Genomic DNA, 1,594 nt, shown 5'->3' on the forward strand with positions numbered 1-1,594 from the left:
ATTCAATGGTATAACGAAAAGGTCGGCTTAAGGCTTCCTGCCCGCTAAAGGCCACCACATCCAGCGGTGCGGTATTTTTCCACACGGTCAGTGTGTAGCGGCTGTGATCAAAGATGATCGCCGGGGTTGTGTTGTGCATGTTTTCTCCCGCTAGCCTCTCAGTCGCTTTGGGTACGCTACCGCCCATAGCCGTGTACCGAGGCCCATAAGGTTAAGATTTGTTCTGGGTTTTTCCATGACGGGGCCCACGGCACCCGTCATCACATAAATAAAGGAAAAAAACAGCAGACGCGGTAACCCGTCTGCCACTCACGGTTACGCCGTCAAGCGCTCATTTCAGGCATTGGCATGAATGATGTTGCCGTCCTGGTAAGTCCAGGTGATTTTTTCGTAGCGGAACTCAACACGTTCCAGGGGGTTATGTTTCTCTTTAGAGGGCCTGTGGTGTCGGCACCGCCGCCATCTTTCAACCATTAATACGCAGGGATCGCCATAATGTTACGCCTGTTGTTAATGGTGTTATATCGCCTGCACTGGCGACGTGATCAATAATAAAGAGTCGGCAGTCAGTCATAATAAATCCGGAAAATAACAAATCAGGTCAGGTATTTCCCAACCGGATGTTAACCGGGATATAAATAATTAATCGGGCTGTTCATGCTTCATCAATGAGTCGACTCATTAACAGAACGGACTGTTGATGAATAATCACATTCTCTTAATGGGCGCATATCTAAATCAAGTTCTTTTTTAGCAAACAGCACAAAAAGTTAAATGAAAAATAAATATAAAAACCGATACAATAAAGATAAATTACACAATATTTAAATAAAACATAAAAACATGACATTTATTTACAAAAAAGACTCCGTTTATTACAAGCCAAGAGGAAGACTCGCCATTTTTAATATAACAAAGCAGAAAACCCATAGTGATAACGATATTTTTACATTATTAATCATATTATTATATTAAAAAAACGAACGACCTCACGTTAAATTCCGCTATCCAATAGGTAAAACAAGGGTGAATAATAATGATTCTTATTCATAATACGCGAATTAAAATACATTCAATGATACCGAAAAAACAGACAGAAATATTCTTACGACCACCAAACAAGCCTAATCCTTCCCGCGAAAACAAAGCACAATGGATTAAATAGGAATATTATTACTATATCTTTAACCCTGAGAAAAACAGCAACCCACTTAATATTACCATATTTTCCCGGTGATAATACTCAGCGAACCCACCATTAATCCTCAACACAATGAAACATCTGACGTCCAGCCTGCAATAAGATTATTCCTGACCATGACGTAATATAACGCCGGATTAAATCAGTCACACTACATTATTCTGCCTCCCGGTTATCATCATCAACCGGTGAGATGACCGGGTCATCACCCGGTGTCGTGTCAAAAATCTCCTTCGGCAACGTAAATCCCCGCAGTTTCAGCAACACCAGCGGCCCGCTGCCCATTTCCGTACGTAATATCCAGGTCACCGGTAAACCGTCCGGCATAGTGAATGTCAGCCGGTAACGGCTTTCATCCCACTTTTCCGCTTTCGCCTGCGCCAGCCAGCGAAT

1 protein-coding gene and 1 pseudogene are annotated in these 1,594 nt (G+C 42.4%); both read right to left on the reverse strand.

What is annotated here, in order from left to right; all coding sequences use genetic code 11:
• Window positions 1-336: 336 nt before the first annotated feature.
• Window positions 337-438, reverse strand: a pseudogene (locus AACQ83_RS24070) (type VI secretion system tube protein Hcp); the annotation flags it as partial.
• Between the two features lie 919 nt (window positions 439-1,357).
• On the reverse strand, window positions 1,358-1,594 hold a 237-nt coding region (locus tag AACQ83_RS24075; RefSeq protein WP_192881110.1), incomplete at its 5' end, for a hypothetical protein.

This window comes from Photorhabdus sp. S10-54, assembly GCF_963878145.1.
Lineage (GTDB): Bacteria > Pseudomonadota > Gammaproteobacteria > Enterobacterales > Enterobacteriaceae > Photorhabdus > Photorhabdus kayaii.